At 70.0% G+C, this 24,370-nt stretch carries 17 protein-coding genes and 3 pseudogenes; 10 read left to right on the forward strand and 10 right to left on the reverse strand.

All coding sequences use genetic code 11. The features are described 5' to 3' along the window. Window positions 1–131: 131 nt before the first annotated feature. Complete coding sequence (locus ACH4DZ_RS28165; protein ID WP_398290155.1) at window positions 132–1,064, reverse strand: alpha/beta fold hydrolase; 933 nt, start codon at window positions 1,062–1,064, stop codon at window positions 132–134. Window positions 1,065–1,340: 276 nt separating this feature from the next. On the opposite strand from ACH4DZ_RS28165, the gene ACH4DZ_RS28170 reads away from it, so the two are divergent. The 4 genes and pseudogenes from ACH4DZ_RS28170 to ACH4DZ_RS28185 form a co-directional block, all read left to right on the forward strand. Then, window positions 1,341–2,651 carry a sensor histidine kinase gene (locus tag ACH4DZ_RS28170; protein ID WP_398290156.1) on the forward strand — a complete coding sequence of 437 codons (1,311 nt, stop codon included), beginning with the start codon at window positions 1,341–1,343 and terminating at the stop codon, window positions 2,649–2,651. Next, window positions 2,636–3,280: a response regulator gene (locus ACH4DZ_RS28175; RefSeq protein WP_398290157.1), complete on the forward strand. Its 645-nt coding sequence runs from the start codon at window positions 2,636–2,638 to the stop codon at window positions 3,278–3,280. Before ACH4DZ_RS28170 ends, ACH4DZ_RS28175 begins: the two co-directional genes overlap by 16 nt. Before the next feature lie 115 nt (window positions 3,281–3,395). Further along, window positions 3,396–3,713, forward strand: a pseudogene (locus tag ACH4DZ_RS28180) (transposase); the annotation flags it as partial. 55 nt (window positions 3,714–3,768) lie between these two features. Then, window positions 3,769–4,035 (forward strand): annotated as a pseudogene (locus tag ACH4DZ_RS28185) (ISAzo13 family transposase); the annotation flags it as partial. Between the two features lie 370 nt (window positions 4,036–4,405). Here ACH4DZ_RS28185 and ACH4DZ_RS28190 read toward each other — a convergent pair. Further along, window positions 4,406–5,149, reverse strand: coding sequence for a FadR/GntR family transcriptional regulator (locus ACH4DZ_RS28190; RefSeq protein ID WP_398290158.1), 744 nt, complete (start codon window positions 5,147–5,149; stop codon window positions 4,406–4,408). Between the two features lie 106 nt (window positions 5,150–5,255). On the opposite strand from ACH4DZ_RS28190, the gene ACH4DZ_RS28195 reads away from it, so the two are divergent. Both ACH4DZ_RS28195 and ACH4DZ_RS28200 read left to right on the forward strand, forming a co-directional pair. Then, on the forward strand, window positions 5,256–6,992 hold the full coding sequence (locus tag ACH4DZ_RS28195; RefSeq protein WP_398290160.1) for an IlvD/Edd family dehydratase: 1,737 nt from the start codon (window positions 5,256–5,258) through the stop codon (window positions 6,990–6,992). A 47-nt stretch (window positions 6,993–7,039) separates the two neighbouring features. Next, window positions 7,040–8,227, forward strand: a complete 1,188-nt coding sequence (locus tag ACH4DZ_RS28200) for a fumarylacetoacetate hydrolase family protein (protein ID WP_398290161.1) — start codon at window positions 7,040–7,042, stop codon at window positions 8,225–8,227. 41 nt (window positions 8,228–8,268) lie between these two features. Here ACH4DZ_RS28200 and ACH4DZ_RS28205 read toward each other — a convergent pair whose 3' ends face one another. From ACH4DZ_RS28205 to ACH4DZ_RS28220, 4 genes are all read right to left on the reverse strand, one after another. Then, a complete protein-coding gene (locus tag ACH4DZ_RS28205; RefSeq protein WP_398290162.1) occupies window positions 8,269–10,650 on the reverse strand; it encodes a glycoside hydrolase family 3 N-terminal domain-containing protein in 2,382 nt (793 codons plus the stop codon). A gap of 75 nt (window positions 10,651–10,725) precedes the next feature. Continuing rightward, window positions 10,726–11,622: a carbohydrate ABC transporter permease gene (locus ACH4DZ_RS28210; protein WP_398290163.1), complete on the reverse strand. Its 897-nt coding sequence runs from the start codon at window positions 11,620–11,622 to the stop codon at window positions 10,726–10,728. Window position 11,623: 1 nt separating this feature from the next. Beyond that, window positions 11,624–12,526: a carbohydrate ABC transporter permease gene (locus ACH4DZ_RS28215; protein ID WP_398290164.1), complete on the reverse strand. Its 903-nt coding sequence runs from the start codon at window positions 12,524–12,526 to the stop codon at window positions 11,624–11,626. Next, complete coding sequence (locus ACH4DZ_RS28220; protein WP_398290165.1) at window positions 12,523–13,830, reverse strand: extracellular solute-binding protein; 1,308 nt, start codon at window positions 13,828–13,830, stop codon at window positions 12,523–12,525. Before ACH4DZ_RS28220 ends, ACH4DZ_RS28215 begins: the two co-directional genes overlap by 4 nt. 378 nt (window positions 13,831–14,208) lie before the next feature. On the opposite strand from ACH4DZ_RS28220, the gene ACH4DZ_RS28225 reads away from it, so the two are divergent. Next, window positions 14,209–15,225 (forward strand): LacI family DNA-binding transcriptional regulator, encoded by a 1,017-nt coding sequence (locus ACH4DZ_RS28225; protein ID WP_398290166.1) that lies wholly within the window; start codon window positions 14,209–14,211, stop codon window positions 15,223–15,225. A 74-nt stretch (window positions 15,226–15,299) separates the two neighbouring features. On the opposite strand, the gene ACH4DZ_RS28230 is transcribed toward ACH4DZ_RS28225, so the two are convergent. Next, on the reverse strand, window positions 15,300–17,168 hold the full coding sequence (locus ACH4DZ_RS28230; RefSeq protein ID WP_398290167.1) for a leucine-rich repeat domain-containing protein: 1,869 nt from the start codon (window positions 17,166–17,168) through the stop codon (window positions 15,300–15,302). A gap of 276 nt (window positions 17,169–17,444) precedes the next feature. On the opposite strand from ACH4DZ_RS28230, the pseudogene ACH4DZ_RS28235 reads away from it, so the two are divergent. Together ACH4DZ_RS28235 and ACH4DZ_RS28240 are read left to right on the forward strand one after the other, a co-directional pair. After that, window positions 17,445–17,797: pseudogene (locus ACH4DZ_RS28235) on the forward strand (transcriptional regulator). Window positions 17,798–17,848: 51 nt separating this feature from the next. Continuing rightward, the gene (locus tag ACH4DZ_RS28240) at window positions 17,849–18,604 is read left to right on the forward strand and encodes an ATP-binding cassette domain-containing protein (protein WP_398290168.1); all 756 of its coding nucleotides are present in this window, start codon (window positions 17,849–17,851) and stop codon (window positions 18,602–18,604) included. A 171-nt stretch (window positions 18,605–18,775) separates the two neighbouring features. Here ACH4DZ_RS28240 and ACH4DZ_RS28245 read toward each other — a convergent pair whose 3' ends face one another. Next, on the reverse strand, window positions 18,776–21,034 hold the full coding sequence (locus tag ACH4DZ_RS28245; RefSeq protein WP_398290169.1) for an MMPL family transporter: 2,259 nt from the start codon (window positions 21,032–21,034) through the stop codon (window positions 18,776–18,778). Between the two features lie 357 nt (window positions 21,035–21,391). Between ACH4DZ_RS28245 and ACH4DZ_RS28250 the strand changes: the two genes are divergently transcribed. Then, on the forward strand, window positions 21,392–22,270 hold the full coding sequence (locus ACH4DZ_RS28250; RefSeq protein WP_398290170.1) for a helix-turn-helix transcriptional regulator: 879 nt from the start codon (window positions 21,392–21,394) through the stop codon (window positions 22,268–22,270). Between the two features lie 172 nt (window positions 22,271–22,442). On the opposite strand, the gene ACH4DZ_RS28255 is transcribed toward ACH4DZ_RS28250, so the two are convergent. Both ACH4DZ_RS28255 and ACH4DZ_RS28260 read right to left on the reverse strand, forming a co-directional pair. Further along, entirely contained in the window at window positions 22,443–23,126 is a 684-nt protein-coding gene (locus ACH4DZ_RS28255) for a response regulator (protein ID WP_398290171.1), read from the reverse strand. After that, a complete protein-coding gene (locus ACH4DZ_RS28260) occupies window positions 23,123–24,370 on the reverse strand; it encodes a sensor histidine kinase (protein WP_398290172.1) in 1,248 nt (415 codons plus the stop codon). Before ACH4DZ_RS28260 ends, ACH4DZ_RS28255 begins: the two co-directional genes overlap by 4 nt.

The following is a 24,370-nucleotide window of genomic DNA, read 5'->3' on the forward strand; positions in this document are numbered from 1 at the left end:
GGGGAGGGGAGAACTCTCCCCTGCGCGGAGCGGGACGGCCCGTCCCCGGGCACGGGAGGGCGGCGGACAAGCCGGTCGCGGCTCCGCGGCGCGAGTGCCGGTGCCGCGACCGAGGGCCGCCGTCCTGCCCGTCAGCGAACGGTTTTCACCATGGCTTCGATCTGCGCCTCGACGATGTCGGGGCGGTCCAGGGGGATGTCGTGGGAGCTGTTGGCAGCGACGACGAGTTGCCGGTTGGGCGCCGCGTGGGCGAACTCGGCCTGGGCGTCGCGCCATGCTCGGGCGTCCGTCGCCGAGGTCGGGAACGGGGTCTGCGCCGATTCGATGAGGATGGCGGGGACGGCGGCCGGCCAGGCGATCTTGTGGTAAGCACGCTGGTCCGGTACGAAGTTGGCTGCGACAGCCAGCAGTTGGCGGTCGGCCTTCGTGGTGGCGTGTCCCTTCAGCGCGTCGACCCGTGCCTGGGTGGCGGCCGCGACCCGGGCGATCTCGGCGTCGGTGGCAAACTCAGGCAGGCTGGCGTCGACGAGGACGGCCCCGGCGACCTGTCCGGGATGCTCGCGGGTGAGGTAGGTGGCGATCTCCCCGGCCTCGGAATGCGACACCAGGACCACGTCATGGGTCGCGCCGAGGGCGGTGAGACCCGCCCTCAGGTCCGAGACGGCGTTCTGGACCTTCCACGGCCCGGGGACCGCCTCGCTGGCGCCCATCCCGGCCCGGTCGTAGGTGATGATCTCCGATCCGGTCTTCTTGGCCAGGGCCGGGACGATGTTCTTCCAATAGGAGGAGTCGAGGCCGCCGCCGGCGTCCAGGACGATCGCGGGCAGGTGGCCCGCGGTGACGTGGAAGGCCAGCCGGTGCCCTTGGTTGGTGATCATGTGCAGGGAGGAGCCGGTGGCCGTGGCCGGGGAAGCGCCCGCCGTCTTCGCCGCCGGTGCGGATGCGGCGGAGGTGGTGGTGGAGGGGGCCCCGCATCCAGCAAGGACTCCGGTCAGGGCTGCGGTCAGAACTACGGCGGTCGCCGTACGCCGGTGCGTGGCCGAGGACAGGATGGTGCCGGTCATGAGGAGCTCCTGGGAAGTGTGGCCACGGCGCCAACGGCCGCGACATACCGCTTCGACGTCTTGTCGGCGTCTCTTCGACGGGTTCAACACTGCCGGGGCCACCGGTTCCGGTCGCTGGTGCTGGGACCCCGAACGGGGTAGACAAAACTCCACTGTGCTCAGCGCCGCAGCAGGTCAGGATCGGCGTATGACTCCTCCACCTGCCGGCCGGCGGCCTTCCAGCAGCCCCGGTCCACTTCGATCGCACCTGGGCCGGTGTGTAAAGATGTGCCCCTCATGAGCGACTCCGGCCTTCTGCCTGCTCCACCTCCGGCCCCGGTACCCGGAAGTGGCCTGCGCACGAGTTTGCTACTGCGCCTGAAGCTGCTGGGCTGGTCGCTGCTGTTCCTGCTCGCTTCCGTGGCGGCGTTGTGCCTGTTGACGCTGTGGAGTGTCGCTGTCGTACTGGTGCCGATAGGGATCGGTCTGCCGCTGGCCGTGCTGGCGACGGTATTGGTGCGCTGGTTCGCCGACCGGCACCGCGCGTGGGCAGGGTGGTGGATGGGGAAGCCGGTCGCCCGCCCGTACCTGCCGACTCCGCGGCGGAACGCACTGATCCGGCTGTGGGCGGTCCTGAAGGACCCGGCGACGTGGCGTGACTGGACCTGGCTGGTGCTCGACTCGGTGGCCGGGTGGGCCACCGCCGGCGCGTCGTTCCTGATCTTCGTGATCGGAGCGTTCTACCTGGTGTATCCGCTGGTGTTCGCGCTGACCCCACCAGCGGTGTTCCGCACTCCGTTCGGCCCGCGTTTCCACCTGCACACCGTCGCCGAATCGTGCGTCATGATCCCGCTGGGTGTGCTGCTCCTGGCACTCTGGTACGTCACCGCGATACCGCTGGCGAGACTGAACGCGGTGGTGATCCACTCCCTGCTGGCCCCGACCGAGCAGGCCCGGCTGAAGGCACGGGTGGCGCAACTGGCGACATCGCGGGCTGAGACGGTCGACACCCAGGCAAATGAGCTGCGCCGGATCGAACGGGACCTGCACGACGGCGCCCAGGCCCGTCTGGCATCGCTCGGGATGAGCCTGGGACTGGCCGAACAACTCCTGGCCCAGGATCCGCAGGCCGTGGCCCAGCTGCTGTCCGAAGCCCGCGAGTCGACCTCGACCGCACTGGCCGAACTGAGGGACCTGGTGCGGGGCATCCACCCGCCGGTGCTGGCCGACCGGGGACTGGACGGGGCGATCCAGGCGCTGGCCCTCGCCAATCCGGTACCCACCACCGTCACCATCGACATCCCCGGGCGGCTGCCCGCCCCCGTGGAATCAGCCGCGTACTTCGCGGTCGCCGAAGCCCTTGCCAACGCGATCAAACACGCGGGCGCGCACCACATAGCCATCACCCTGGACCACACCACCGACGGTGGGGGACTGCTCACCGTCACCGTCCACGACGACGGCCGCGGCGGAGCCCGCTTCGAGGGCGGGACCGGGCTCCGAGGGATCGAGCGACGCCTGGCCTCCTTCGACGGCACCCTGAGCGTCAGCAGCCCGGACGGCGGACCCACCGACGTGAGGATGGCACTACCGTGCGCGTTGTCATAGCCGAGGACCTGACCCTCCTGCGCGACGGGCTCATCCGGATCTTCCAGGCCTACGGATTCGATGTCGTCGAGGCCGTCGACAATGGCCCCTCCCTGGTGCAAGCGCTGAACAAACACCGCCCCGACGTGGCTGTGGTCGACATCCGGCTGCCCCCGACCTTCACCGACGAAGGACTGCGCGCCGCCATCGAGGTTCGTGGCCAAAACCCCGGCATGCCCATCCTCATGCTCTCGCAGTACGTGGAACAGCTCTACGCACGCGAACTGATGTCCGACCGCGCCGGCGCGGTCGGCTACCTCCTCAAAGACCGCGTCTCGGACGTCGGCAACTTCATCGACACCGTCCGCAGGGTCGCCGCCGGGGCGACAGTCATGGACCCCGAGGTCGTCGCATCCCTGCTGGCCCGCCACGACGGTGACGAACCACTGAAGGCACTGACACCCCGCGAGCGCGAAGTGCTGTCACTGATGGCCGAAGGCCGCTCCAACGCGGCCATCGCCGCCCGTATGTTCGTCACGGAGAAGGCCGTCAGTAAACACAGCAACAACATCTTCACCAAGCTCGGACTGCACCAGGACGAAGAGGACAACCGGCGCGTCCTCGCCGTTCTTGCCTACCTCCAGGCGTGACCAACCGGCAGTGCCTAGTACTCCAGCAGGATTTCGCTGTCACTGCTGGTCAGAGCCGTGCCTCTGAGTGTATTCGGCTGACGCCACGTCAGGTTGTGGAAGTTCGTGACCTCGGATGCGGCGGGCCGTTGTGCTTTGTCGTGCAAGACATATAGCTGATGCCTGGTCCGCGGAACTGGAAGAAGTACTCGTGCGGGTCGGCTACCGGTTCCGTCGGGTGGATCTGCGGCGGAGGATGCGCGCCTACGTGCACGGCCTGATCGGTCCGGTGGGTCGGGCTTGCTGGGATCCCGATGACGTACGCGATGACCTGCAGGAGTACGTCGCCGCGAGGCTCGGGGCGCGGCTGGAGTGCTGATCATCGACGACACCGGGGTTCATCAAGAAGGGCACGGTCTCGGCCGGAGTACAACGCCAGTACGCCGTCACCGCCAGGGCCCGTATTCCAGTAAGTGCTCGGTAGAGGGGTGTTGGTGGGAGTCTGAGATATGACCCGGTGTCTGTCAGGCCGCGTTGCCGCTGGTGCTCTGCGGGCGAAGTTCGAACAGATCCTGCCGCACTTCGATGAGCGTCACTGTCGGCTGTACCTGGCCAGTGCGGCAACGGCCCTGGGCCGCGGCGGGATCATTCAGGTCGCTGCCGCCGCTTCTGGCACCAGCACTGCCACCATTGCGCGCGGTATGGCCGAGTTGGCCGGCTGCTCCTCGCCGACCCTGCGGGTCCGGGCCCCTGGTGCGGGCCGCAAGCAGTTGTCCATGCCGCGTGGGAGTTGGGTCGGCAACTGCACGTCTCCTGACTCATGCTGGGACTTTGCTGACCAGTGGCCCCACAGCATGGCCGTGACCTGCGGCCGCGCCAAACTACGCGACGTTGATGAGCATTTTCATCCGTACCTCCTGGGGAGCTGCGCAGATAGGCGTCCGACCTGCGATGTTGCTGGTCAAAGGGTAGGGCGCGGGTGCCGGATCCCGGCGGTACCGACAGGGGCCCGTACCGGTCGGGGGAAGGGCTGTCCTCGGCAGTATCGACCTTGCGGGAGTGAAGGTCACGTGCACGGGCGCGCAGGAGGATGTCGCTGTCCTCCGGAGCCGTTCCGCGTTGTGCAGCCGATTCTCCCCGACGAGGTCATCCGGCATCGCCCGGCGTCCCGGGCGACCGGGCGATCTCTTGTTCGGCGGCGTCGATGATGGCCAGTACGGCGGCCGCCGCGGCCACGGGATCGCGGGCCTCGACGGCCCGCACGACGGCCCGGTGACCAGGCAGCGAGGCTTCCACCGCGCCGGGGGTCCGGGTGCTGACGACGAAGCTGTGTTCCAGCGCGATGTCGACAGCGCGGCCCAGCGAACCGAGGAGACGGTTGCCGCCGGCGTCGAGCAGGGCCCGGTGGAAGGCGATGTCGGCCTCGACGTAGCCACTGCGGCCGGGCTTCGCCGCCGCGGCCTCCATGGCAGCCAGGCAGTCGTACAGGACTCGTACGTCGTCGGGTCCGGCCCGGTCGGCGGCGAGCCGGGCCGCCTCGGGCTCGACGATCCGGCGCAGTTCACCCGTGTCGCGCAGCAGAGCCGCGGAGTCCCCGGCCTGTTTCCAGCGCAGCACGTCACGGTCGAGGTGGTTCCACTGCTCCGGGGGCAGTACACGTGTGCCGGTGCGCGGGCGCACGTGCAGCATCCCCTTGGCCACCAGTGCCTTGACCGCTTCCCGCAGCAGTCCCCGGCTGACGCCGATCTCGGCCGCGAGCGCGTCCTCGACAGGCAGCGGATGCCCCGGCTCCCACGCGCCGCCCACGATGCGCCGCCCCAGCTCGTCGACCACGCGCTGGTGCGTGGTCGGAAAGTGCGCCACGATCTCCGCTCGCCCCCTGGACGCCATTCATCGAATCATCTAATGATTGCCCTACAGGGTACGGCCCCGCGGGTCCGTACCCGGGAACGCCCCATCGCGAAGCGGACGACGCCGGAGCCACGGGAGTACCTGTATGACCGACGGTCGGAAGACCAGCCGCCGCAGCCAGGCATGGTTCGGCGCACAGGGCCGCAGCGGGATGGTGTACCGCTCCTGGATGCGCAACCAGGGACTCGGGCACGAGGTGTTCGACGGGCGGCCCGTCATCGGCGTCGCGACCAGCGCCTCCGAACTCGCCCCGTGCAACGCCCATCTGACACGCGTCGCCGAAGCCGTCAAGCGCGGCGTGTGGCAGGCGGGCGGCCTGCCGCTCGTGTTCCCCACCATGGCCACCGGCGAGACCCTGATGCGCCCCACCGCGATGCTGTACCGCAACCTCATGGCCATGGAGGTCGAGGAGCTGATCCGGGCCAATCCCCTCGACGGCGTCGTGCTGCTGTCCGGCTGCGACAAGACGACCCCCGCCATGCTCATGGGCGCCGCCAGCGTCGACCTGCCCGCCGTCATGGTCACCGGCGGGCCGATGCTCAACGGCAAGTACCGGGGCCAGGACGTGGGATCCGGCACCCATGTGTGGAAGTTCGAGGAGGACCTGAAGACCGGCCGGATGACCGAGGAGGAGTGTTTCTTCGCGGAAGGGTGCATGGCCCGTTCCGAGGGGCACTGCATGACGATGGGGACCGCCTCGACGATGGCCTGCATGGCCGAGGCGCTCGGTATGCAGCTGCCGGGCTCGGCGGCCTGGCCCGCGGTCGACTCCCGGCGGATGGAGACCGCGCAGACGGCGGGACAGCGCATCGTGGGGATGGTGGAGGAGGAGCTGCGCCCCTCGCGGATCCTGACCCGGGAGGCGTTCGAGAACGCCATCCGGGTCAACGCGGCCATCGGCGGCTCCACGAACGCGGTCATCCATCTCACCGCGATCGCCGGACGCGTCGGCGTCGAGTTGGGCCTGCGGGACTTCGACGACCTGGTCCGCGCGGTGCCGACCCTGGTCAACCTGATGCCCAGCGGCACCTACCTCATGGAGGACTTCTGTTACGCGGGCGGCCTGCCCGCCGTCCTGGCCGAACTGCTCGGCGGCGGGCTGCTGCACGGCGAACAGATCACGGTCACCGGACGCACCGTCGCCGAGAACACCGAGCAGGCCGAACGCTTCGACTCCGACGTCATCACCGGCCTCGACGACCCCTTCCAGCCCGCCGGCACAGGTATCGCCGTCCTGCGCGGCAACCTGTGCCCCGACGGCGCCGTGATCAAGCAGTCCGCCGCGTCACCGCACCTGCTCACCCACCGCGGTCCCGCGCGCGTCTTCGACTCGCCCGAGGCCTATCACGAGGTGGCCGACGACCCGGACCTCGACATCGACGAGAACACCGTCATCGTCATCCGCAACGCCGGACCCAAGGGCTATCCCGGCATGCCCGAGGTCTCCAACGTCCCGCTGCCCGCCAAGCTGCTGAAGGCCGGCGTCAAGGACATGGTGCGGATCTGCGACGGCCGGATGAGCGGTACCGGGTACGGGACGGTGGTCCTGCACGTGGCGCCCGAGGCCGCCGTCGGCGGACCTCTCGCCCTGGTGCGCGACGGGGACCCCGTCGTCCTCGACGTCCCGGAACGCATCCTGCGCCTGGACGTGGACGACGCCGAGCTCACGCGACGACGGCAGGCGTGGAGGGCACCCGCCGAGCGGCACACCGGCGGCTACGCCTGGCTCTACACCCAGAACGTGGAACAGGCCGACCGGGGCGCCGACTTCGGGTTTCTGCGCGGAAGCCGGGGACACGAGGTCCCCCGCGACTCCCACTGAGCCCGCCCCGGGCCACCGCACCCCCTCGAATCCAGGAGATCCCGATCGTGGAATCGGCAGCAGCGCGCTCCCGTACGGTCCTCACCACCGGCTCCGTCCTGCCGGCGGACGCCGACCGGGCCGCCCTGGTCGCGCGCGTCCACGACCCGGACCGGGGCGGACCGTGTGTGGCCGCGGTCCGCGGCGAGCAGGTCGTCGACCTGACGGCCGTCGCACCCACCGTCTCGGACCTCATGGAACGCGACGACGCGGCGGCGGTCGTCCGCGAGGCCGACGGCGGACACACCTGGCGCCTGGACGAACTGCTCGCGGCACCGGCCGGCCGCCCCGACGTGGCGCGGCTGCTCGCCCCCGTCGATCTGCAGGTGATCAAGGCCGCGGGGGTCACCTTCGCCCGGAGTCTGCTGGAACGTGTCATCGAGGAGCGGACGGGCGGCGATCCGGCGCAGGCCGCGCGGGTACGGGCCCGCGTCGGGCAACTGGTGGGCGGCACGCTCGACGGCATCCGTCCCGGATCCCCCGAAGCGGACAAGGCGAAGGAACTGCTCGTCTCCGAAGGACTGTGGTCGCAGTACCTGGAGGTCGGGATCGGGCCGGACCCGGAAGTGTTCACCAAGGCTCCGGTCATGTCCGCGGTCGGCACCGGCGCCGACATCGGCGTGCTCGGTGCCTCGGTGTGGAACAACCCCGAGCCCGAGGCCGTCCTCGTCGTGGACTCGCGCGGCCGGGTACGCGGCGCGACGCTCGGCAACGACGTCAACCTCCGCGACATCGAGGGACGCAGTGCCCTGCTGCTGTCCCGGGCGAAGGACAACAACGCCTCGTGCGCGATCGGACCGTTCGTCCGCCTGCTCGACGAGGACTTCGACCTCGACACCGTACGCGGGATCGACATCGACCTGCGGATCGACGGCGCGGACGGCTACGTACTGCACGGCAGCAGTTCCATGCGGGAGATCAGCCGCGACGTACTGGACCTGGTGGCCGCCACGCATGGCCCGCACCATCAATACCCCGACGGGTTCGTGCTGTTCACCGGAACGCTGTTCGCCCCCACCGAGGACCGACAGGCACCCGGCGCGGGCTTCACCCACGAGTACGGCGACGTCGTGCGGATCTCCAGCCCGCGACTGGGCGCTCTGGTCAACACCGTCGTCCCCAGCGAGCAGGCCGCGCCGTGGACGTTCGGTGTGCGAGCGCTGATGCGCAACCTCGCCCGGCGCGGCCTGTTGTAGGACGGAGAAGGCTCGTACGGACAGTCACCACCGAGTCCGGTTCAGGTCCGGGTGACAGGCTCCTGCCCGACATCGGCGTGCAGACGCCGCGTGTGATCCACATGCCGCTCGGCCCCGGTCAGCGTGACCCTGGCCGTCAGGCGCGGATCCGCGCTGGAGGCGGCCAACCGCACTTCCAGGGCGCCCGGTTCGACGACGCGCCGGCCGTCGCGTCCGGTGAAGGAGGCGAGGTCGGCCGGGACCGTGACACGCAGGCGCCGGGCCTCGCCGGGCCCCAGCGCGACCCGGGTGTAGCCGATCAGGCGCTGCACCGGCTGGACGACGGAGGCGACCGGGTCGTGCAGATAGAGCTGGACCACCTCGGTTCCGGACCGCTCGCCCGTATTGCGGACGGTGAAGGCGAGCGCGAACTCGCCGTCCGTCGGGGCTTCCTGGACGTCGACGGTCAGATCTGTCCAGTCGAAGCGCGTATAGGACAGACCGTGACCGAAGGCGAACGCCGGGGTCGGGTCGATGCTGGACACCTCACTGGCGTGGGCGAGCCGCGCCCCGAGGTACGTGGCCGGCTGGGAGCCCGGCCCGCGCGGCACGCTGACCGGGAGACGTCCGGAGGGATCGGTACGGCCACTGAGTACCCCGGCGATCGCGCGCGTGCCCTCCTCACCCGGGAAGAAGGACTGCACGATCGCGGCGGACTCCTCCACGGCCCGGCCGAGGGCGTACGGGCGTCCCGCGAGCAGCACGGTGATCAGGGGTGTCTCCACATCGAGCAGGGTGTCGAGCAGTTGCTGCTGCGCGCCGGGCAGCGCCAGCGTCTCGACGTCGCACCCCTCGCCGCTGGTGCCCCGCCCGAAGAGTCCGGCGCGGTCGCCGAGCACCGCCAGGGCGATGTCCGCCTCGCGTGCCGCCTGGGCGGCCTCGTGGATGCCGGAGACATCTCCGTCGTCGACCCCGGTGCCGCGGACGACCGTGATCTCGGCGTCGGGGAACTCCTCGGACAGGGCGTCGCGCAGCGTGGGCAGCTCGATGCCGAGCGGGGTCCCGGGGTGGCGGACGCCGATGTGCTGAGGGAAGGAGTAGCAGCCCAGTACGGCGACGGGCTCATCGGCGTTGGGACCGAGCAGGGCGATGCGGCGCGGCCTTTCGAGCGGCAGAGTGCCGTCGTTGCTGAGCAGCACGACCGCCTCCTCGGCGACCGTGCGGGCCAGCGCGCGGTTGTGCGGGCCGTCCAGGTCGATCCGGCCGCGCAGGGCGGCCGGGTCGTCCAGGTCCGCGCCGTCGAGCGCGGCAGGCAACGGATTCCAGTCCGGGTCGAGCAGGCCGAGCAGCACCTTCTGGGTGAGGGTCCGGCGCAGGGCACGGTCCACCAGCGCCTCCGGTACGCGGCCGTCGGCGACGGCCGCGGCCAGGGGCGCGCCGTACGTCTTGACGTTGGGCAGTTCGACGTCGACGCCTGCCCGCAGCGCCGTGCCGGCGGCGCCGGCCCAGTCGGCCACGACGCCGTGCAGGGTCTTGAGGAAGGCGATGGCGAAGTAGTCGGCGACGACGGTGCCGTCGAAGCCCCAGGTGTCGCGCAGCAGCCCGGTGAGCAGGTCCTCGTCGGCCGCGGAGGGCATGCCGTCGGTGTCGGTGTAGGCGTTCATCACCGACCGGGCGCCGCCCTCACGGATCGCCATCTCGAAGGGAGGCAGCAGAACGTCGGCACGTTCCCGCGCGCCCATGGAGGAGGGAGCGAGGTTACGGCCGGCGCGAGAGGCCGAGTAGCCGGCGAAGTGCTTGAGGGTGGCGACGATCCCGGCGGATTCGAGGCCCTGGACGTACGCCGTCCCGATGCTGCCGACGAGGTACGGGTCCTCGCCGATGGTCTCCTCGACCCGGCCCCAGCGGGCGTCGCGCACCACATCCAGCACGGGCGCGAGTCCCTGGTGGACGCCGACGGCACGCATGTCGCGGCCGATGGCGGTGGCCATGCGCCGCACCACGTCCGGGTCGAAGGTGGCGCCCCAGGACAGCGGAACGGGGTAGGCCGTCGCCCCCCAGGCGGCGAAGCCGGCCAGACACTCGTCATGGGCGAGAGCCGGGATGCCGAACCGGTTGGTGGCGGCGATACGGGTCTGGGTGCGGGCCAGGGAGAGCGCGCCCAGAGTGGGGTCCACCGGGACCGTGCCGAAGGGCCGGGTCAGCTGGCCGAGTCCGGTGGGCAGAAGGGCGTCGAGATCGACGGCCTCCTCCATGTCGTGCTGGTGGGGGGCCACTTCGCCGCCCTGGTCGGAGGCGCCCACCCACACTCCGTACAGCTGGGCGGTCTTCTCCTGGAGGGTCATCGCGTCGACCAGGGCGTCGACTCTCGCGGTGACGGGAACGGCCGGGTCGTTCCAGAGGCAGATTCCAGGGGTGTTCTCTACAGCCACGTCGGCGTTCACTTTCCTCCTACGCCCATCAGGCCCTCGACCGGGGCGTGCGAGCGAACAGGTAGACGAGCAGGACGTCGGTACGGCTCAACGGCTGAATCCCGCGGTCAGGCCGCTCAGCAGCTGGCGCCGGCCGAACGCGTACAGCACCAGGACGGGCAGGGTGGTCAGGACGACGGCGGCGACGACGGCCGGGACATTGACGCCGTACTGACCCTGGAAGGTCCACAGCGCGAGCGGCAGGGTCCGGCGGTCAGGGCTTTGCGTCAGGATGAGCGGCAGCAGGAATCCGTTCCAGATGGTCAGTGCGTTGAAGATGGTCACGGTGAGGATCGCCGGCCGGGTGAGCGGTGCGGCCAGCCGCCACAGTGTCGTCCATTCGGTGGCGCCGTCGACCCGCATCGAGTCGAAGAGCTCTTTGGGCACGTCGCGGATGAAATTGGAGAGCACCAGTACCGACAGTGGAATGGCGAAGGCGATCGACGGAAGGATCAGCGCCAGCAGACTGTCGTACAGCTGCAGCTTGATGATGATCAGGTAGACCGGGATCACCGTCGCCTGCAGCGGGATGGCCAGGCCCATGAGGAACAGCCCGTTCACGGCCCGCAGGGTCCGCATGCGCCAACCGCGAACGATCGCGTACGCGGCCATGAAGGAGAACAGGACCGCCGGCACCACGGCACCGGCGGCGACCACGACACTGTTCGTGAGGTAGCGCAGGAAGTCGGACTCGATGACCAGCCGGTAGTTCTCCAGAGTCGGGTCGCCCGTAGGCACCAGCGGGTTGCTCGCGTAGTAGCGGTTCTGGGCCTTGAAGCTGGTGATGAGGGTCCAGTACAGGGGTACGACGACGACGCCGAGCCAGAGCCATCCGGCCAGCCCGCCGGCCCAGTTGCGCCGGCGGGCCGTCCGGCGGGGGTGACGCCGCCGCTCGCGGCGGACGGTCTTCCGAGGCCGTCGCGGCCCGGTCGGCGTGATGGTCACGTCAGGCCCCCTCAAGTTGGCTCGCGCCGGCGTCCCGGCCCCCGAGCCGGCGCAGCAGCAGGGCGAGGGCCAGACCCACCAGGACCAGGATGACCGCGATGGCGCTGGCCGGTCCCATCAGGCTGGCCTGGAATCCCCGTTTGTACATGTCCAGTGCGAGGACCCGGGTGGCGTCCCCGGGACCGCCCTCGGTGAGGACGAAGATGAGGTCGAAGAAGGTCAGCGACCCGACCACCATCAGCGTGGACGAGGTGATGATGGTGTATTTCAACTGAGGCAGGGTGATGCTGAAGAACTGCCGGATCCGTCCGGCACCGTCCAACTGCGCTGCCTCGTAGAGGGACTTCGGGATCTGCTGGACGCCGCCCTGGTAGATCAGGGAGTGGAACGGAATGAACTGCCAGGAGACGACGAAGACGACGACCCCGAACGCGAGCCAGGGTCGCCCCAGCCAGTCCTGGCTGAGCACCTGGATCTTCAGCCCTGCGCCGAGTCCGAAGTTGGGGTCCAGCAGAGCCTTGTACGCGAGCGCGATCGCCGCGGAGCTGAGCATCAGCGGGACGAAGTACACCACGCCCAGCAGGGCACGGTAGCGCTGGCGGCCCGCCATGAACGTGCCGAGCAGAATGCACGCCGGCGTCTGCACGGCCCAGGACACCGCCATCACCAGAAACGTCACGCCCAGGGCGTGCGGCAGCCCGGGGTCGGTGAGCACCGCACGCCAACTGGTCAGCCCCGACGCGTGGATGGCGCCTATTCCGTCCCACGTGGTGAAGCTCAGCGCGAAGACGCCGACGAGCGGGAACACGGCGAAGCCGACGAAGATCACCAGCGCCGGCGCCGCCAGCCACGGCAGGACGCTGTGCGGTGGGCGACGCCGCTGATGGCCGGTGAGTGAGCTCATGTGCCGGTGACCACGTTGAGGTTGTCGGCGAACTGCTTGGGTGAGATGGACAGTTGGAACAACTTGACGATGTTGTCCAGCAGGGTCTCGGCGGCCGTCGGACTGAGGGCCTGGTCCCAGGACTGGCCGAACGTGCGGGCCTTGGTGGCGACGTCGTAGGTGAACTGCAGGAAGTCGGCGTTCTTCGCGGCTGCCAGCAGCTTCTCGGTGCCCAGCCGGATCGGGACCGACCCGTTGTCGATCCACTTCTTCACCTCGTCGTCCTGCAGGACGCCTCTGGCGAAGAAGTCCTTGGCCGTCTTCTTCTGCTCCGCGCCGGCCTTGGAGGAGAGGGACAGGTACTGGGCGGGGTTGCCGACGGTGTTGCCCGGATCGCCCTTGCCGGCCTCGACGGGCGGGAAGTTCATGTAACCCAGTCCGCCGTCGGGGACGAAGTCCCCGCCCCGGGTCTGCTGGATGCCGTACGACCAGGCACCGTGCAGCATCATCGCGGCTCTGCCGGTGTACAGCAGCGCCTGGTCGGCGTTGGAGTCCGCGGTGATCGAGGAGAAGCCCTTGATGAATCCGTCGGCCTCGACCAGCTCCTGCACCTTCGTCAGTGCGCTGATGGCGTCCGGGTTGGACCAGGCGTTCTTCTCGCCCTCGGTGATGGCCTGGAAGACCTCCGGACCGCCGATGCGGTCGAACAGGAACTCCAGCCACATCATGTTCGTCCACCGGGACTGGCCACCGAGGGAGAACGGTGCGATGCCCTTGGCGTTGAACCTGGGCACCAGATCCATGATGTCGTCCCAGGACTTCGGTGGTTTCACACCGACCTGGTCGAAGACCTTCCTGTTGTAGTAGAGGATGATCGGCTGCACGGTCTCGCCCGGCAGCGCGTAGATCCTGCCGTCGACGGTCGCCGCGGCGAACGAGGAGGGGAGCAGCCGCTTCTTGACCTCGGGGTGATCGTCGAACCACGGGGTGAGGTCCTCGATCTGGCCCGCCTTCACGTAGGTGCGCAGCGTCCCGCCGCCCCAGCCCCAGATGATGGTGGGCGCCTTCCCGGCGCCGATGGCTGTCTTGATCTTCGTCTTGTACGCGTCGTTCTGGAACGTGGTGTCCTTGATCTGCTCCTTGGGGTGGGCCTTGTTGAACGCGTCCACCGCGCCGGCTCTGACACCTTCCTGCGGTTGACCGTTCAGGTACCAGTACGTGGCCTTGCCCCCGTCGCCGGGGCCGGACGAGCCGCAGCCCGCCAGCGCCGCGGAAGCCGGTACGCCGGCGGCCAGACCGAGAAGAGTACGTCGAGAGAGCGCCATGTTTTCTCCGCACTTGAGAGCCATCGGCTTCTCGTGAGTCATGGTGAAAGGTTTTCGTAACAGCCTTCTCTGAGCTCTGTTCACGCAAATTAGGTTTCGAACTGATGCCCTGTCAAGACATGTCACAGGAGCGTTGTCGGGCCGCGATCAGCTGCATGCACTTGGGTGAGAGCGACCATCAGGAGCTTTGACGCGTAGCGAAACCATTTCGAAATCAGCTGCTTGACGGCGAGAACGATACGAACGACGGTGGTGAGCGGGGTCGCGCGGCTCGGGACGGGTCCGGTTCGGGTTGTCGTACGGTTGACCGGTTCCACCCGCCTCGCCGGCCCGGCCGGCGACTCGCCACGCCGGTGGACGTACAGCTGGGAGGAACCGATGCGACCCAACGCCAGGCGCACCACTTTGGCGGACATCGCCCTGGTGGCCGGGGTCTCCGTCGCGACCGTGTCCAAAGTGGTCAACGGTCGCGGTGACGTGGCGCCGCACACCCGCACCCGGGTGCAGGAACTGCTGCATCAGCACGACTACCTCGCGCCCGTGTTCCGCCACACCGAGGCCGTCGAGAACCCGACCATCGAGGTGCAGTTCAAGGGCGGCCTCACCACGTACGTGGCCGAGACCCTGGAAGGCATCATCGACTCCGCCGCCGTATCGGGTGCCTCGGTGGTGATCAGTAAGGCGTCCCGCGCCCCGCACTGGGCCCGGGACCTGGTCTCCGCGGGGCGCCGCGCCGTCATCGCGATCACCAGCGTGTACACCACGGCGCATCTGAACGAACTGGCGCGGTCCGGGCTGCCGTTGGTCGTGCTGGACCCGCTGCACCTGCCGGACAGCCGGGTCCACAGCGTCGGGGCGACCAACTTCGCCGGCGGTCTGGCCGCGACCCGGCATCTGCTCTCCCTGGGGCACCGCCGTGTCGCCTACATCGGGGGACCGGCCATGGCCGTATGCAATCAGGCACGCATGCACGGCTACCGCGCCGCCATGGAGGCGGAAGGAGCACAGGTGCCCGAAGCCTGCGTCCGGCCCGGAGAATTCACCTACGAAACCGGACTGCTCGGTGCCAGGGCGCTGCTGGATCTGCCGGAGCCTCCGACGGCGGTCTTCGCGGGCAACGACGAGATAGCCGTCGGTGTCATCGAGACCGCCCGCACCCGGGGCCTGCGCGTCCCCGACGACCTGAGCGTGGTCGGCTTCGACGACACGAGCCTTGCCCAGATGGCCTCACCGCCACTGACCACCGTGCGCCAGCCACTGCGGGAGATGGGCGGTGCCGCCCTGCGCACCGCCCTGCGACTGGCCAACGGCGAGAAGGTCGAGTCCCACCACATCGAACTCGCCACCGAACTCGTGGTACGTGCCTCAACGGCCCCGCCGCGCGAGGGGACTTGAGCGCGACGGTGATCGCAGGGGAGAGCGTCGGTCCGGCCACGGGTCGGCTTGGGCGTCAGTCGGATCGCAGAAGGTCAACGCTGGTCGATCGCGAGCCCGCGTGCCGCTAGTTCGGTCAGGACCGGATGGCGTCGGCCCTGCAGTATCTCTCCGTTCATCTGCAGTGACTTGTTGAGCCGTCGCAACGACTTCATCTCCAGCAGGGGGCCGAGCTCGGTAAGGGCGTGGTGGCCGCCGAACAGGAGTTCACTGAGGTCGGGCAGATCGACCAGCGTACTGATGTCCGTCACTTCGTCCAGGTAGCCCATGCGCAGGGACTGCAGTGAGGTGAGGCCGACCAGGGGCGACAGGTCCGTCCAGGTCAGGCGGGAGAGGTAGAGATGGGTCAGGGAGCGAAGAGCGGGAAAACCGGCCAGCTGCGGGAGCCGTTCCACGCTCAGCACACGCAGGTCGGGGCACGTCTCCAGGACGCCGAGCGAGTCGAGGCCCGTGGCCTGTACGAGTGTCAGGTCGGTGATCGGGGTGCCGGTCAGCCCGCTGATGTCCGTGAGCGCACCGCAGTCCCGCACACTGACCTTGGTGAGCGCGGTCAGGCCGCCGAGGTGGCCGAGGTCGGTGAGCGAGGGAAGAGCACTGAACCTCAGTTCACGCAGGGTCGGCGGATCACCCGGGTCACCGGGGTGGCGCAGGCTGTCGGTACGGCTGACGGACAGTTCCTCCAGGGCGCTGTGGGAGCCGAGGCCGGTGAGGTCCAGCAGCCCCGTGCACCTGTCGAGGCCGAGTTCGCGGAGGCCGGGGAGCGACGCGAACGGGGAGAGGTCCCGGATCAGGCCCAGCCCGTCCAGGTGAAGCCGGAACGCGGTGCTGAGGCCGGCCAGGGGCGTGACGTCCGCCAGCGCGGGGCAGTTCTCGAAGGTGATCTTCTCCAGGGAGGGCAGTGATCCGGCTCCCGCGACGGAGGCGAACCGTTCGCTGTCCGCGATCCGCAGCTCCGTCAGGTGCGTCAGTGTGGAGAGGCCGTGCAGGTCGAACAAGTCCGGGCAGCCCTTGACCTGCAGCGTCGTCAGACGGGGGTGGTGGCCGAGACCGTGGAACGACCGGAACCGGGGGCAGTCCTCGATGACCAGCTCGGAGAGGTTGGCCGCCGCGGCGACGCCGGTCAGGTCACGGAGCTGCTTGCAGCTTTCCAGGCGCAGGGAGGCGAGCGCGGGCACGTTCGTCAGACCGGCCAGGTTCCGGACGGCCGTCCAGCCGAGGTCGAGGTGGGCGAGGCGGGTCAGGCCGGAGAGCTGCGCCGGGGACGAGAAGGACCGGCAGCCGCGCAGGTTCAGGTGCTCAAGCAGCGGGAACGCCGCTGGGAAATCGATCACCGAGGTGACCCGGGTGATGCTCAGATCGAGGTGCCGCAGTTGACGGAGAGGCGTCAGGGGCTTGACGTCGGACACCGGACGGCAGCGGTGCAGGCTCAGCCGGGTGAGCCCGGTGAGACCGCTGAGGGGGGTCAGGTCCTCGATTCCCGAGCAGCCGTTCAGGTCGAGGTGGCGCAGGTCGGTGAGTGCGCCGAGTTCCGTGAGGTCGGTCATCTCCTTGCAGCGATCCACCGTCAGCGTGCGCAGCATGGTGAGGTGCCGCAGGCCCGACAGCGCGGTCACCCGCTTCAGTGTCAGCTCGGTGCGGCCCTCACGGAGGAAGGCCGGTGCCAGCAGGGTCGCGGCGAAGCCGTCCGGATCGCCGGCCGTCGGCCACAGGCGCAGCAGTGTGTCCAGGGCGAGGTCCGCGACCGGTGCGAAGCGGGCGGCCAGCTTGAGCGCTGCGCCGTCGTCGACAACCGCCACCAGCTCTCGCACCGCCGCGCGAGCCTGAGCCCGATTCGCCGTTTCGAGCAGGGCGGAGCGGGCCGACACGAGTTCGTCCGGGGCTCCGCCGCCGGTGGTCGAAGTCATGGCCAGAACCCTACAACTCCGTTTCCGGCGCGGCCCGTACGGTCCGTCGTGCGGGACCCGACCGGATCCGGCACCGACTTGCCCGGCGGGAAAGCCAAGAGCACTTTCCTTGTGGGAACCCGGTGCACCCGGCGCATGTTCGCCACCTTCGTCGCGGGGGCGCTGGTGACCGGTGGGACGGCCCTGTTGTCCGGCCGGATCGGCGCGGGGCCGCGGCGCACGGGCGGCGGACACGGGAGCGGACGGCACGGGAGAAACGGGCGTGGGGGCGGACCGATGAGCATTCCCTCCGGCTTCGACGAGCTGATCCATCCCGCCACCCGGCTGTCGGTGGTCGCGCTGCTCGCCGCCACCGAATGGGCGGACTTCGCGTTCGTCCGCGACAGCCTCTCGCTCAGCGACTCCGCGCTCTCCAAACAGCTGCACACCCTGGAGGCGGCCGGATACCTGGAGCTCCACAAGGACGGCGGGGGCCGCAAGCGGCGTACCAGGGTGCGGCTGACGGACCGCGGTCGCGCAGCCTTCGAGGGGCACGTCGCGGCCCTTGCGCGATCGTCGAGGGCGCCGGTCCGCCGGCGGCGGCCGAAACACCGCCACGACAGCGGCACGACTCGGGGGCAGGACGATGACGCCCAAGCACACGCCCGGCCGGCCCGTCGTCCACGCGCGCGGTGTTGACGATGACGTACGGCGGCATCGATGTCCTCCATGGCGTGGATCTGGACATCCACCGCGGTGAGATCTTCGCGCTCCTCGGACCCAACGGCGCCGGGAAGACCACGACGGTCGAGATCCTGGAGGGCTTCCGGCGGCGTTCCGCCGGTGAGGTGAGCGTCCTCGGCGCTGACCCGGAGCGCGGCGACGACGCGTGGCGCGGCCGGATCGGACTGGTGCTGCAGTCGTGGCGCGACCACCGCCGCTGGCGGGTCGCCGAACTGCTCACGCACTTCGCGACGTACTATCCCGGCCCCGGGCCACTGCCGCGCGGGCCCGGCGGCTGGCTGACGCTGCTGTGGGTCACCACGCTCGGACTGCTCGCCGTCGTCCCGCTGGGCGCGGCCATCGGCGCCGTGCTGCCCAACCCGCGCGAGGCGCTGGCGCTGATCATGCTGCCGACGATGGGGCTCCTGATCACCTCCGGAACGGTGCTCCCTGTCACCTCGCTGCCCGTGCCGGTCCAGCAGGTGGCCGCGCTCTTCCCGCTCAAGTGGATGGCACAGGGCCTGCGTTCGGCGCTGCTCCCCGACACGGCACGGACCGCCGAGGCGGCCGGCTCCTGGGAACTGCCCATGGTCGCCCTGGTCCTGACCGCCTGGACGGTCCTCGGATTCCTCCTCGCGGTGCCCCTGCTGCGCCGCGCCGCCCGACGCGAGTCCGGCTCCCGCCTGTCCGCGCGCCACCGCAGGGCGGCACGGAGCGGCGCGCTGTCCGCGTAGGCGGCCCGGCCCGGCCCGGCTCGCGTTCTCGTAAGGCGGGCGAAGGCCGGCGGCCGAGATCCCGCAACCGCTCCCAGCAGCACCTGCGCGGCGCCGGAACACAGCGCCGTTGTCGTCGCTCATGATCAGGCCTCGGGCGCCGTTCGACGCCCGAGGCCCGACATCAGTGGATCAGACCCCTGCCGAGTTCTTCGTGTCCGTCGAAACCGTGTCCGTCGAAACCGCCGGTGCGGGTCCGGCGGGCGAGGGCGTCGGCACGGGACCGCCTTCGCTGAGACCGTACCGGCCGTGGAAGGCGCGCAGGAAGCCGGGCGCGTACCAGGCCGAGCGGCCGAGCAGACGCATCGCGGCGGGTACGAGGACACCGCGGACGGCGATGGCGTCGAGGAGGACGGCGAGTCCGCTGCCGAGGCCGAACATCTGCATGAAGCTGAGCTTGGCCGTGCCGAAGGCGAAGAAGCTCACCGCGAGCAGACAGGCCGCCGCGCTGACGATGCGCCCGGTGTGGCCGAGACCGTTGACCACGGCGGACTCGTTGTCCTCGCCCTGGTCGTGGAGTTCCTTGATGCGGCTGGTGACGAAGACCTCGTAGTCCATCGAGAGGCCGAAGGCGATGCAGAACATCAGCACGGTCATCGACACCTCCATCGGCTGCGCGGTGAAGCCGAGCGGTGAGGAGAAATTGCCGTCCTGGAAGATCCAGGTCATCACGCCGAGGGTGGCCGCCAGGCTGATCATGTTGAGGACCAGGGCGCGCACCGGCTGCACGATGCTGCCGGTGAACAGGAAGAGCAGCAGGAAGGTGGTGAGGACGACCAGGGCCACCGCGAGGGGAAGCCGGTCGGCGACGGACTGCTTGGCGTCGACGAGTACGGCGTCCGTTCCCCCGACCAGGGGATGTGCTCCGGCGGGCGGGGTGAGCGAGCGCACCTGCTCGACCAGGTCCTGGGCGTCGTCCGACTTCGGTGTCAGGCTGCTCACCACGCTGATCCGCTGTGCGTCGGGCCGGCCGAGGGCGGAGTCGGCGGGGCCGCTCGCCGCGGACTGCCCCGCGCTGTAGGTTCCCCCACTGGTCTCGACCCTCACCACGCCCTTGAGGGAGGCCAGTTGACCCGCGTACGAGGCCAACGGGCCCTTGTCCACGGGCTGGTCGATGGCGATGTTCAGGGCCGAGTCCTCACTGCCCCCGAAGTGCTCCCGCAGCACCTGCGAGACCTGGCGGCTCTCGGCGTCCTCGGGCAGCACGCGTTCGTCCGGCGTGCCGAAGGTGATGTTCAGCAGCGGGCTCGCCGCGAACAGCAGTACGGCGAGGACGGGCAGCGCGGTGAGGGCGGGCCGGCGCATGACGGTACGGGCCAGCCGTCCCCACAGCGGTGTGCGGGCGTCGGACCGCCGCGACTTCGCCCACGGCAACCGCCCGCTGTTGACCCGGTGCCCCAGCACCTTCAGCAGGGCCGGCATCACGAACAGGGTGCTCAGGGCGGCGATGGCGACGACACCGACCCCGGCGAAGCCGAACGAGCGCAGGAAGTACTGCGGAAACACCAGCAGCGCCGCCAGGGCCGCCGCGACCGTCGCGGCGGAGAAGGCGACCGTGCGGCCCGCCGTGTGCACCGTGCGCCGGACGGCGTCGTCCACGCTGGCCCCGGCGGCGAGCTGCTCCCGGAAGCGGCTGACCATCAGAAGGGCGTAGTCGATGCCCAGTCCGAGGCCCAGGGCGGTGGTGAGGTTGGTCGCGGTGTCGGCGACATCCGTGACACTGCCGAGCAGGAAGAGCTGGGCGAACGAGCCCATGATGGCGATGATCGCGATGACCAGCGGCAGCAGGGCCGCGACCACGCTGCCGAAGACGAACAGGAGCAGCAGAAGGGTCAGCGGTATGGCGATCGCCTCGGCGAGGATCAGATCGTCGACCACCTGCTTCGACAGACCGGCGCCGACGGCGGCGCCTCCGCCGGCCTGGACGGTGAGCGTGTCCTTGTATGTGCCGCTGAAGGTGTCGATGACCTCCTTGGCGTTCTCCCGCTGCTCCGTCGGATCGCCTCGCACATGGGCGAGTACCATGGCCTCTCGGCCGTCCTCGGAGCGCAGGTCGGGGCTCTTCGTCTCCCAGTACGAGACGACGTTGCTGAGCCGCTCGTCCTTCTTGAGGTCGGCCGTCAGGGCCCCTCCGCTCTCCTGGGAGGAAGGGGTGTCGATACGGCCGTCGGGGGAGCGGACCAGCAGGACGAGATTGACCTCGCCGCCGAACTTCTCGTCGATGACGTTCGCCGCCCGGGTGGACGGAGAGGCGGGGTCGTCGAAGCCGCCTCCCTTCAGCTTCTCGAAGGCGCCTGCGCCCACCACGCCCATGAGGGCCACGGCCAGGGCGGCGACGACCAGGACCAGCCGAGATCGGCGGATCGCCAATTCGGCCATGCGTTCGAACACGGGGTGTCTCCTTCGGTGTTCTTCGGTGAAAGGCGAGAGCGTCGGCCGAACCGAAGTCGGCGCAATGCGTCGCGGAGCCCCTTCGCCCCGTCGGAGGGGGCGCGGTGCCGCGCTCTTCGTCGCCGAGAACAACGCTAGTGAGACAAGAGCTTCTTTGGCAGGAGGAGATTTACCTGACAGTGTCAGATTCTCCTGGCAGGGTTACGTCTCCGGTCGCCTCCGGGGTGACGCCAACTCCCGTTTCGAACGGCCCAGTTGGACGCCCTGGTGATCACCGCGCCCCCGCCGGCCAGGGCGGTCTCATCCTGGGTGTGCCACACCCAGGCAACCGCCTCCGTGCGCGCCTATCGTGACGGCATGGACAGTGGCAATCCCTTGGGCGGGTTCCTCCGCGCCCGGCGAGAGATGACCGATCCGTCCCGGGCCGGACAGCCCTGGTCGGGCCGGCGCAGGACGCCGGGCCTGCGCCGGGAGGAGGTCGCCCGGTTGTCCGGAGTCAGCGCCGACTACTACGCCCGGCTGGAACAGGGACGGGAGAAGCATCCCTCCGCGCAGGTGGTGCACTCCCTGGCCGGCGCCCTCGGACTGGACCCCGAGGAAACGGCGCACCTGCACCAGCTGGCACGAACGGCTCGGGGCTCCGTACGACGAGGTGGCCGTGCGCCCGTCGGGCCGAGTCTGCTGCGCCTCATGGACGGCTGGCACCACACACCCGCGCTGGTCCTCGACCGCCGACTGGACGTACTGGCAGGCAACCGCCTCGGACGCGCCCTCTTCGCCACGATGCTGGACCGGGGCGAGACCAACCTGGTCCGGTTCACCTTCCTCGACCCGGACGCCCGGGACTTCTACCCCGACTGGGAGCGCGTCGCCCGGTCGGGGCTCGCGGCCCTGCGCGCGGGCGGCGGCGACCTGGTGAACGACCCCGGGCTCACCGAACTGGTCGGCGAACTGTCCCTGAAGAGCCCGGAGTTCCGCGCGCTGTGGGCCCGGCACGACGTACGGGGCAAGGGCCATGAGGCCAAGTCCTTCCATCACCACGAGGTCGGCGAACTGACCCTGACCTACGACTCGTTCACCGTCGACAGCGCGGCGGACCAGCAGCTCGTCGTGTACCAGGCCGAGCCCGGCAGCGCTTCCGGGCAGTCCCTCGCACTGCTCGCCACGGTGGCCGCCGATCTGCCCGCCTCCGACCTCGTGACCGTCCCCCGGGTGGGTGCGAGGGACCCTGCCTGAACTACGCCCGCGGTCCTGGCGTCGAGTCATGACCCATGAGAACGACGAACGAGCGATCGCGGAACTGCACAGCCGATGGGTGTCTCATGTCGTCGACGACGGCCCGCACGTCGTGGCCGGCCACGCCCTGGCCGCGTCCGGCCCGCAAGAACGGCGGACCCCCGGCAGCGCACTACGACAAGCTGTCGGGGGCGGTGCGGGCCAGGCCCGTCCGGTAGGCGATGACGACGAGCTGCGCCCGGTCGCGGGCCTCCAGCTTCGTCATGGCGCGCTGCACGTGGGCACGTACGGTGAAGGGGCTGAGGAACATCCGCTCGGCGATCTCCTGGTTGGACAGACCGGTCGCGACCAGCGCCACCATCTCGCGTTCGCGCGGGGTGAGCACGGCGAGCTGTTCGGCGTGCTGCGGCAGGGCGTCGTCCGGCGTGGCCAGGAAGCGGGCCACCAGGGAACGGGTCGCGGCGGGCGACAGAAGAGTGTCCCCGCCCGCGATCGTCCGCACGGCGTCCAACAGGTCCTCGGCCCCGATCCCCTTGCCGATGAAGCCGCCGGCCCCCGCGCGCAGCGCCTGAGCGACGTACTCGTCGGTCTCGTACGTGGTGAGGACCAGGATGCGGCTGGAACGCAGTTCAGGGTCCGCGCAGATCTCCGAGGTGGCGGTGAGACCGTCCACCTCGGGCATACGGATGTCCATGATCACCACGTCCGGGCGCAGCTCCCGGGTGAGTCTCACCGCCTCCCTGCCGTCGCCCGCCTCGCCGACCACGGTGATGTCGTCGGCGCTGTCGAGCAACATCCGGAAGGCGCCGCGCAACAGGGCCTGATCGTCGGCGAGGAGCACCCTGAGCGTCGTCACGGCGTCTCCCCGGTGTCCTTGGCGGGCGGGAGGGGCAGCTGGGCGGAGACGAGGAAACCGCCCTCCGCGCGCCTGCCCGCGGAGAGGTGACCCCCCACCGCGGTGGCCCGCTCGCGCATCCCGATCAGACCGAAACCGGGCGGACGATCCGGCCCCGTGGACCCGGCCGGTGTCGTAGGTGGCGTACGTGTCGTATGCGTCGTACGAGCGCCCCCTCCGTCGTCGGCGACCGTGATGGTCACGCGCTCGCGGTTCCAGGCGAGACGCACCCGGGCGCTCCGGGTTCCGGCGTGTTTGGTCACGTTGGTCAGGGCCTCCTGGACGATGCGGTAGGCGGTGAGGTCCACTCCCGGCGGCAGCGGTCTGGCCGTGCCCTCCTGGTGCACCGACACCTCCAGACCCGCGCGGTGGAAGGACTCGATGAGCGTGGGAAGCCGGGACAGCCCGGGCGCCGGTTCGGCGGGCGCGACCGCGTCCCCCGACTGCCGCAGCAGACCGACCGTGGCCCGCAGTTCGTCGAGCGCGTGGCCGGTGGTCTCGACCAGCTCCCCGAGGCTCTTACGGGTCTGCTCCGGGCGTGTGTCGAAGAGGTGGGCGGCGACCGTGGCCTGCGCGTTGGCCAGGGTGATCTGATGGGCCACGAGGTCGTGCAACTCGCGGGCGATACGCACCCGTTCCTCGGCCACGCGCCGGCGCGCCTCCCGGTCCCGGCTCTCCTCGGCCCGCCGGGCCCGCTCCTCCACGGCCGCCAGATAGGCCCGGCGGTTGCGCACCGAGTGACCGAGCACGCCGGCCATCAGCGGGAAGGCCGCCACCACTCCCATCCGGCTCGCGTCCTGCCACGAGAGGCCCCCGGTCAGGGGGAAGATGGAGGCCACCAGCAGCACGACGGCACTGAGCGACACCGCGCCCGCCGCGCGCCGTTCGGTGCGCGCGGCGAGCGCGTAGGAGTACGCGGTGATCACGGCGGGGGCCACGACGAGCGGGCTCAGCAGGAGGCCCAGGGGCGGTGCCAGGACGCCGGCCGCGGTGGTGGCCGCCAGGGTGGCCAGGTGCGCCCGGTGCCGCACCGGCAGCACCGCACAGGACAGCACGGCGACGAGGTAGGCGGCGACGGGCGGCGCCGACAGGGTGTCGTCGACCCGCACCGCGCCGCCGAACAGACAGAGCACGAACGCCGTCGCCGTGACCGCTGCCTCCCGCCACCACGTGCCGGGTGACCGCGGGCCGTCTGCGTCCGTCAT

Origin of the sequence: Streptomyces sp. NPDC017991, assembly GCF_044328075.1 — a bacterium.
In the GTDB taxonomy this organism is placed as follows: Bacteria; Actinomycetota; Actinomycetes; order Streptomycetales; family Streptomycetaceae; genus Streptomyces.